Source organism: Selenomonas bovis DSM 23594, assembly GCF_000381005.1.
GTDB classification, from domain to species: domain Bacteria; phylum Bacillota; class Negativicutes; order Selenomonadales; family Selenomonadaceae; genus Selenomonas_C; species Selenomonas_C bovis.
Window position 1 is genome coordinate 334,426 of sequence record NZ_KB908379.1, and the last position, 8,307, is coordinate 342,732.

Genomic DNA, 8,307 nt, shown 5'->3' on the forward strand with positions numbered 1-8,307 from the left:
CCCTTATTTCTTGAGCCAAGGCATCTCCGTCGATACCTTGCGCTCCTCCTCCGTATACGTTACATTGACGTTGCTCGGCGCACAGAAAAAGACATTGTGCCCCACCTTCTTGATCTCACCGTTCAGCGCATACGTCGTACCGCTGATGAAATCAATGATGCGGCGCGCATCATCGCCGTCCGTATTCTCGAAATTGATCACCACAGGCCGCTTTTCCCGCAGGCAATTCGCCACCTGTTGTGCGTCGTCGAACGTCTTCGGCTCGATGACGATGACCTTCATCCTGAGATTACCGCCATTCTCCCGCGCGGAAGCAGCACTCGTGAAATCGACGACATTGCGCGCCGATACCTCCGGCTGCCCTTCAGAGCGCTCAAACTTTGACACTTCTTCTTCGTCCTCCTCTTCTACTTCCTGCTCTTCCTGTTCGATTTCTTCCTCGAGCTTCTTCTCCTCATCGCTGTCTATGAGCCCGATCTTGCCGCAGACCTTATCGATGATTTTCATTTATGTTCACTCCCCGCGGTTCTTAGGAATCACTGATGAATTCAGCACTTCCTTACGGTCAATATTGGCGCGGCCCGAAAATCGCCGTGCCGACACGTACGATGTTCGCCCCCTCCTCGATGGCAATCTCGTAGTCATGCGACATTCCCATTGATAAATATTTAATATTCGCTGTCTGAAACGGAATATCCTTTATTCCGTCAAAAATTTCGCGCATGCGGCGGAAGAGCGGCCGACATTTCTCGGTATCGTCATAATTCGGCGCGATGCACATGAGACCGCAAAGACGCAAATGCGGCAGCTCGTCGACGAGTTGGAGCAGCGGCTGCAGATCCTCCTCGTAGACGCCCGACTTGCTCTCCTCCTTTGCGAGGTTCACCTGTACGAGCACATCCTGCACCTTGCCGATCTTCCCCGCTTCCTTGTCGAGAGCGCGGGCGAGATGCGGCGTGTCAACCGAATGGATGAGATCGAAATATTTCACGGCCTGCTTTGCCTTATTCGTCTGCAGATGACCGATGAGATGCCATGTGACCTGGCGCCCCAGCGTCTCATACTTCCCCATCGCCTCCTGGATGCGGTTTTCGCCGATATCCGTGACGCCTGCGTCGATAGCCTCGCGCATGGCGGCCACATCGTGATTCTTCGTGACGGCGACAAGCTGGACATCCTCCGTGATCTGCGGTGTCCGGCGCGCCTTCGCCGCCTCGATTTTCTCCTCTACTTCCTGAAGCTTTTCTGCAATCATGAATGATTCCTCCCGAAAACCGCGCCCCTGCGAAACCATACCATCATACGGCGATTCCTCATGAACGCAATGAGATGAGGGCGGCGATCCGCCCCGTTTTTCCCTGATCCGCTCGATAGGAATAATACCAGGCATGGCGGCAGCAGGTGCACTCGCCCGCAACCTCGATGTTTTCCTCCGGCACGCCGCTGCGCAGCAGCTGCTGCCGATTCGCCTCCCAGAGATCGAGGTGCACATGGCCGTCTGTCTCGTGCAGCAGCAGTTCCTCCGCGTAGGGGAACGCCGCGCAAAACCTTGCCGCGACCTCCGCACCGACCTCGTAACAGCACGGACCGATGGAGGGGCCGATGCCGACGAGTACGTCGCGCGGCTGCGTGCCGAACGCCTCCGTCATGCGCGCGAGCGTCTTCGCCGCAATAGACTGAACCGTTCCCTTCCAGCCGCCGTGCGCTATGCCGACGGCACGCTTCTCCGGGTCGAGAAAGACGATGGGCGTACAGTCAGCAAAGCAGAGCATGAGCGGCAATCCCGGCGTATCCGTGATGAGCGCATCCGTCTCTTTGATACAGTCATCATATGATTGGCTGCCGCGCCCTGCATCCTGTTCGTCAACGCAGGCGACCACGTCGCCATGCACCTGCTCCGGCGTCACGATGCGCCGTGCATCGAGTCCGAGGCTCCGCGCGAAGAGGCCGCGGTTCTCCCGCACCGCTGCCGCCTCATCTCCGACATGGAGTGCGAGGTCGAGCGTGTCATACGGCGGCCGGCTCACGCCGCCCAGACGCGTAGAAATCGCATGAACTGCCAAATCCTCTGGAAAGATGGAAAATTTCCCATGCCAGAGATTCTTCCCTGCCTGCTTGAGATAATACGCCATGTCTGCGCCTCCCGTCAACAAACACCGCAGCGATGGCACCCTGCGAAACAGGGCACCGTCGGCAGAAGCTTCTGCGCACGCTGCAGCTCCGCATAAAGATAGTCCTTCCGAAAGCCCATGTCGAGGCGTTCCCACGGGAACAGCTCCTCCGGTGAACGCTCCCGATACAGATAGAACGCCGGATCGAGCTGCGCCTCCCGCATCGCGCGCCGAAACGCCTTGCTGCCGCCCATCTCATGAGCACGCAGGAGCGCCGCCGCGACACGCCTGTCGCCGCGCGCGAGCACGCCCTGCACATACGCCTCCCGCGGGCTCTCCGCGATGATGTGGATATGCTTGCGGCGGCGCAGCGCCTGCTCGATACGCTTCAAGGAACGTTCGACCGTCTTCTTCTCGCACATCGGCGACCACTGGAACGGCGTGAACGGCTTTGGGATGAACGGATTGATGGAGAGCGTCAGCGTCCCCTTCGCGCCGCGCTCCTCCATATAATCCTTGAGCCTCCCCGCGAGGTCGATGATCGCCTCGATGTCCTCAGCCGTCTCGAACGGCAGGCCGATCATCAGATAGAGGCGATAGTTCGGGATGCCCGCCGCGAGTCCGAGATCCATCGCGTGGAAGAGATGCTCCTCCTCGATGCCCTTATTGATGACGGCGCGCATGCGCTTGCTCCCCGCCTCCGGCGCCATCGTGAGCGTCTTGAGACCACTCTCGGCAAGTGAGGCGACGAGCTCTTCCGTCACGGAATCGGCGCGGAACGACGCGACGGACATCGAGAGGCCCTCGCCGAGGATGTTCCGGCAGAGCGCATCGATCTCCGGATAGTCAGAAATCGCCGCGCCCATGAGTCCGATGCGCTTGCCGAAGGGCAGTGCCTCCCGCACCTCCCGCTCGATGAGTGCCAAACTGCGGTTGCGCGGCACGCGGAAGCAATAGCCCGCCATGCAGAACCTGCAATGACGGCCGCAGCCACGCGCCGTCTCGACGAGGTAGAGGTTGAACTCCGTATCGTCCGTCACGACCACCGTATGCGCGGGCCACGCGTCTAGATCCTTCACCCACTGGCGGCAGACACGCTCCGGCGCACCAGGCAGCGGCTCGACGGCAGCAAGACGCCCCGCCGCATCATAGCGGTGCTCGTAGAGCGACGGCACATAGACGCCCGGCACTGCCGCAAGTGCCAGCAGGAGCTCTGCGCGCGACACTCCCGCTGCGCGCGCCCTCGCGTACGCGTCCATGAACGCAGGCATGATGACCTCGCCCTCGCCGATAATGAAGGCATCGATGACGAGCGACAGCGGCTCGGGATTGAACGTCGCGCAGGGACCGCCCGCGATGACAATGGGGTCCTGCTCCGTGCGCTCCGCCGCGCGCAGGCGGATCTTCCCCAGTTCGAGCACCTTGAGCACATTGAAATAATCCATCTCGAAGGAGACAGCAAAGCCGATGAGCGGGAACTCATAGAGTGGCAACTGGTTCTCGATGCTCATGAGCGGCGTGCGCGTCTTCTCATAGCGCGCGATGCGCTGCCGCTCCGGCAGGAAAAACCGCTCGCATGCCGTATCCCGCCGCTTGTTGAGCAAATCGTAAATGATGTGCAGCCCGAGGTTCGACATGCCGACGAAATAGGAATTCGGATAGACCAGCGCGAACCGCTGCCGCGTTCCCGCTGCATAACGGTAGTATCCCTGTTCGCCTGCGAGTTTTTCCTGAAGCTCCCTCTTGAGTTCCCAGTCCACTGTCCGACCCCCTGCCGTCCTGCGCGGCCCACTGCCGCTAAAATGAAAGCCCACCGGGTGCGGCAGGCTCAGTCTTTCTTCTTCTTCGACTCGCGGAGCTCATCGAGCTCTGTGATGAAATTGCCGATATCCGCAAACTTGCGATAGACAGAGGCAAAGCGGATATACGCTACCTCATCGAAATCCCGCAGGTGATCCATGACCAGCTGTCCAAGCTTTTTCGACGGAATCTCACGCTCCATCGTATTGCGCACCTCGCGCTCGATCTCATTGGCCAGGCGGACGATCCGCTCCATGGGGATATCGCGCTTTTCGCAGGATCGAATCAGCCCGTTCAGCAGCTTCTCCTGCTTGAACGGCTCCCGCCTGCCGTCATTCTTGATGACCATGAGCGGTACTTTCTCGACCACCTCGTACGTCGTAAAACGACGCCCGCAACCTGTGCACTCGCGGCGCCGCCGGATGGTCGCGCCCTCATCTGCCGCGCGGGAATCGACCACGCGGCTGTCCGCCTTGCCGCAGTAAGGACAACGCATGACATCACCTTCTTTTCCTTTTTTTCTCGCCGTGCCCGCTGCGCGGGCACTCGCGGCGTTTCCCTGCCGCCACAGTTCTCACACGGGGATGATGCGCCGTCTCGCACTCTGCCGGCGGCACGAGCGCATGCGCGCCATAGCCGATGAGATCCTCCCGATGGGCGAGCCGCAGCGCCCTGCGCACGATGTCATGGTTGCGCGGCAGCCAATACTGCATGAGCGCGCGCTGCATCCTCTTTTCCTCCGGGCGCTTCGCCGAATAGACCGGCTCGCCTGTGAGCGGATGCTGTCCCGTATACCACATGCAAGTCGAGAGCGTCCCCGGTGTCGGGATGAAATCCTGTACCTGCTGCGGATGATAGCCCATATCACGCAGGAATTCCGCAAGCTCGATGGCATCCGAAAGTTCCGCCCCCGGATGGCTCGACATGAAATACGGCACGAGATACTGCTTCTTGCCCAGTTTCTCGTTCACCCGTCGGAAACGCCTGACAAACTCCAGATAGACAGCACGGTTCGATTTGCCCATGAGCCGCGTCACGCGATCGGAGATATGTTCCGGCGCGATCTTGAGCTGCCCGCTCACATGATGCGCGCAAAGCTCCTCGAGGAAATCATCCTTCGCAAGCAGCAGATAGTCGAACCGGATACCCGAGCGTACGAAGACCTTCTTAACGCCCGGCAGCGCGCGCAGCTCCCGCAGGAGCTGGAGATAATCACTATGATCGGCCACGAGATGCGCGCAGGGCTCCGGTGACAGGCACGGCTTGCCGCGGCAAGTACCGCGCACGAGCTGCGCGTCACAGGATGTCCGCCGAAAATTCGCCGTCGGTCCGCCGACATCGTGGATGTAGCCCTTGAAGCCAGGCAGCTGCGTCAGCAGCCGTGCCTCGCGCAGGATGGACGCATGACTCCGGCGCTGGATGATGCGGCCCTCATGGGAAATAATGGCACAGAAGTTGCAACCGCCGAAGCAGCCACGCTGCGAGACCAGGCTGAACTGCACTTCCTTGATGGCAGGTACGCCGCCCGCCTTCTCATAGATGGGATGATACGTCCGCTGGTACGGCAGATCATATACCCCATCCATCTCCGTCTCCGTGAGCGGCTTCGCAGGCGGATTCTGCACGACGCACCACTCGTCATTCTGCTGCGCGAGCCTGCGCCCGCGAATGGGATCCTGCTCGAGATACGCCGTCCGGAACGCCTCGGCAAACACCCGTTTCTCCGCGCGCACAGCGGCGAACGAGGGCAGCTTCAGGTAGTCATATACATAGTCGAATCCCGGCACGCGGAAGCACGTCCCCGCGACATCCTGGATATTTTCCACTGCCACCCCCTGATGCAAGTCAGCCGCGATTTCCAGCAGCGCACGCTCTCCCATGCCGTAGACGAGCAGATCCGCCATGCTGTCAACGAGAATCGAACGGCGCACCTCATCAGACCAATAATCATAATGGGCGAAGCGTCGCAAACTCGCCTCGATGCCTCCGATGATGATTGGCACCTCCGGATAGAGCTCCCGCAGGCGGTTCGCGTAGACAATCGTCGCTCGCGCTGGCCGATGACCGCCCTCGCCGCCTGGCGAATACGCGTCCTCGTGGCGCCGCTTCTTTGCGGCCGTAAACTGGTTGAGCAGAGAATCCATATTCCCCGCCGAGACGAGAAACGCGAGCCGCGGCCGTCCCAGTCGCGCAAAATCCCGCGTCGAATGCCAATCCGGCTGCGGGATGATGCCAACCTTATAGCCGTGCTTCTCCAGCAAGCGGCAGAGAATCGCCGGCCCAAAGCTCGGATGATCCACATAGGCATCTCCCGAGACAAAGACGAAATCCAACGTCTCCCAGCCGCGTTCTTCCATATCAGCACGCGAAATCGGTAAAAATCTATTCATTCAGCCTTACTTCTTCTTTTTTGCAGCCGACTTCTCAGCCGTAGCATCCACGGCATCCGCTGCTCCATCGAGACGATACGTCTTCTCAACGACTTCGCCCTCCTTGCCGAGTACTCCCTGATCCTCGCCATTATACGAGAGTGTCACCGCGCCGGCATTACCCGCCGTGAGGTCGAGGCGCTGGTCTGCCGTCCATTCCTTCGTCTCGCCTTTCTCGACCGTACCCTCGAACAATGTCTTGCCGTCTGCCTTCACAGATACCCAGCAGCGCCCAGTGAACTTCACCGCCACCTTGACCTCTGTCGCTTTCTCTTCCTCACTCGGCTGCTGTGCCTGCTGCTTGGCTGACGTTTTCGACGCCTGCTGCGTAACGGATGGCTGCGTCTTAGCTGGCTGCGGCTCATCATCCCCGCCCAGGAGGAAATAGGCACCAGCGAGCACGACAATCACAGCCACCACTCCCATGATCAGCGTCTGCCTATGGTGAGAACTTTCCACGCGCTGGACGAAATCGTTCTCATGATGAAGCTCCGGTACCGGAGACGTAGTAGTCTTTCCGGCCGCAGGTTCAGCCTGTAACGGCTGCTGTGCTCCAGATTCAGCGACCGGATGATCCGGATGGCGTTCCTCATTGAACTGCTTGACAGCAGCATCGGCATCCAGCTTCAGGAAATTCGCGTAATTGCGGATGAATCCCTTCGTGTAAACCTCTCCCGGCAGCGTCTTGTACTCACCTTTTTCGATGGCTTCTATATAAAGCGAGCGAATGCTCGTTCCCCTCTCGACATCCTTAATCGATAAGTTCTGTCGTTCTCTCTCCGCACGGAGCAAATCACCGATCATCATCTATCGTCTCCTAATCCCGACTCCCCTATGGGAATCATCTATATTCAAAAATGCACACACAAATATCTGCTTCACAGGCAATCTAGGGAACCTGCCTAGAAAACTGCCGCCTCCTATTATACCTTGTGTCACTGCGAAGCACAAGAAAATACAGCGACATCTGCAAGACAGTCCCTGTACCTTCTCCTATTGACGATTGCGACGCGCGAGAATGCGGATCACCTTCGCACCCGTATTATGAATCTTCCTGAGGGGCGCGACCCTTGTCTTCGTCTTCGGCTTGATTTCCGTATTGGCCTGGAAATTACCGCGCTTGAAAAACGTCGTCTTCGTCTTATCCGGCTGGAAAAAACGACGCAGTCCTTTGAAAAACTCCTCCGGCGCAGCATTTTCCGTGCAAAGGAAAATATCGCCAGCAACATAACGCATGGCTGGATACACATGAAGCAGGATATGCCCCTCCTCGAAAAGCGCCACGAGGACAAAATGTTCCTGACTGAGCGAACGTGCCTCCGTATTGATCAAGGCGCATCCAGTCTCGAGGAGCACGCCTTGCAGCATGGCTTTGACTTCATCCATCTCTCGCAGTTTGCTGTTCTTACAATTATACAAATCAAATGTGAGCTGTCTGGCTAAAATCTTCACAAAATCTCTCTCCTTCAAGGAATCTGCAGCCAAATGTACCCAACTGCTAAATCCCAGGGATTGGATGCAACCTGCTACACCCGTGTATATCACTCATTATAAGGCAGAAGAAAGAAAAACGTCAACCGAAAGGCACTGTAATATTATAATAAACTCAACGCACAAACGTCCACTTTGTGGACATTGTGCGCCCGTCCTTGCAATAAATCCAGCCAATCGCGCTACGCCTGCGGCTTGCGCTCTTGGGGATTTACGTAGTAAACTCAACGCACAAACGTCCACTTTGTGGATATTGTGCGCCCGTCCTTGCAGTAAATTACTAACCAATGAAAATGTTGACACACACGACTGAATAACTCAAAAAGAGTTGCTGCAAAGTAAATAACTTGCAACAACTCTTCTCCGTCATGTTCTCTCAAAACTATACAGAAGAAACTCCCTGACATCTTAGTCGTGGCTCTCTGCTTGAAAGATAAGCCCTCGACCTATTAGTAGCAGTCCGCTTCATGCCTCGC

At 57.9% G+C, this 8,307-nt stretch carries 8 protein-coding genes; all 8 read right to left on the reverse strand.

Annotation, left to right across the window (positions count from 1 at the left end; translation table 11 throughout):
• Positions 1–3: 3 nt before the first annotated feature.
• Entirely contained in the window at positions 4–507 is a 504-nt protein-coding gene (locus tag F599_RS0101620; RefSeq protein ID WP_019541790.1) for a cell division protein SepF, read from the reverse strand.
• 58 nt (positions 508–565) lie between these two features.
• Positions 566–1,255 carry a YggS family pyridoxal phosphate-dependent enzyme gene (locus tag F599_RS0101625; protein WP_019541791.1) on the reverse strand — a complete coding sequence of 230 codons (690 nt, stop codon included), beginning with the start codon at positions 1,253–1,255 and terminating at the stop codon, positions 566–568.
• A 58-nt stretch (positions 1,256–1,313) separates the two neighbouring features.
• A complete protein-coding gene (pgeF, locus tag F599_RS0101630; protein ID WP_019541792.1) occupies positions 1,314–2,132 on the reverse strand; it encodes a peptidoglycan editing factor PgeF in 819 nt (272 codons plus the stop codon).
• 14 nt (positions 2,133–2,146) lie between these two features.
• Positions 2,147–3,871: a TIGR03960 family B12-binding radical SAM protein gene (locus F599_RS0101635; protein WP_019541793.1), complete on the reverse strand. Its 1,725-nt coding sequence runs from the start codon at positions 3,869–3,871 to the stop codon at positions 2,147–2,149.
• A gap of 68 nt (positions 3,872–3,939) precedes the next feature.
• A complete protein-coding gene (nrdR, locus tag F599_RS0101640; protein WP_019541794.1) occupies positions 3,940–4,407 on the reverse strand; it encodes a transcriptional regulator NrdR in 468 nt (155 codons plus the stop codon).
• Between the two features lie 4 nt (positions 4,408–4,411).
• Entirely contained in the window at positions 4,412–6,301 is a 1,890-nt protein-coding gene (locus F599_RS13365) for a YgiQ family radical SAM protein (protein ID WP_051081644.1), read from the reverse strand.
• A gap of 6 nt (positions 6,302–6,307) precedes the next feature.
• Complete coding sequence (locus F599_RS13370) at positions 6,308–7,147, reverse strand: RodZ domain-containing protein (RefSeq protein ID WP_019541796.1); 840 nt, start codon at positions 7,145–7,147, stop codon at positions 6,308–6,310.
• Positions 7,148–7,333: 186 nt separating this feature from the next.
• The gene (locus F599_RS0101655; RefSeq protein ID WP_026327737.1) at positions 7,334–7,792 is read right to left on the reverse strand and encodes an S-adenosylmethionine decarboxylase family protein; all 459 of its coding nucleotides are present in this window, start codon (positions 7,790–7,792) and stop codon (positions 7,334–7,336) included.
• Positions 7,793–8,307 lie beyond the last annotated feature (515 nt).

What these genes read in the sequence shown, in the direction of transcription:
- F599_RS0101620 (WP_019541790.1), bottom strand. Translation starts at nt 507, where the DNA reads ATGAAAATCATCGATAAGGTCTGCGGCAAGATCGGGCTCATAGACAGC.
- F599_RS0101625 (WP_019541791.1), bottom strand. Translation starts at nt 1,255, where the DNA reads ATGATTGCAGAAAAGCTTCAGGAAGTAGAGGAGAAAATCGAGGCGGCG.
- pgeF (WP_019541792.1), bottom strand. Translation starts at nt 2,132, where the DNA reads ATGGCGTATTATCTCAAGCAGGCAGGGAAGAATCTCTGGCATGGGAAA.
- nrdR (WP_019541794.1), bottom strand. Translation starts at nt 4,407, where the DNA reads ATGCGTTGTCCTTACTGCGGCAAGGCGGACAGCCGCGTGGTCGATTCC.
- F599_RS13365 (WP_051081644.1), bottom strand. Translation starts at nt 6,301, where the DNA reads ATGAATAGATTTTTACCGATTTCGCGTGCTGATATGGAAGAACGCGGC.
- F599_RS13370 (WP_019541796.1), bottom strand. Translation starts at nt 7,147, where the DNA reads ATGATGATCGGTGATTTGCTCCGTGCGGAGAGAGAACGACAGAACTTA.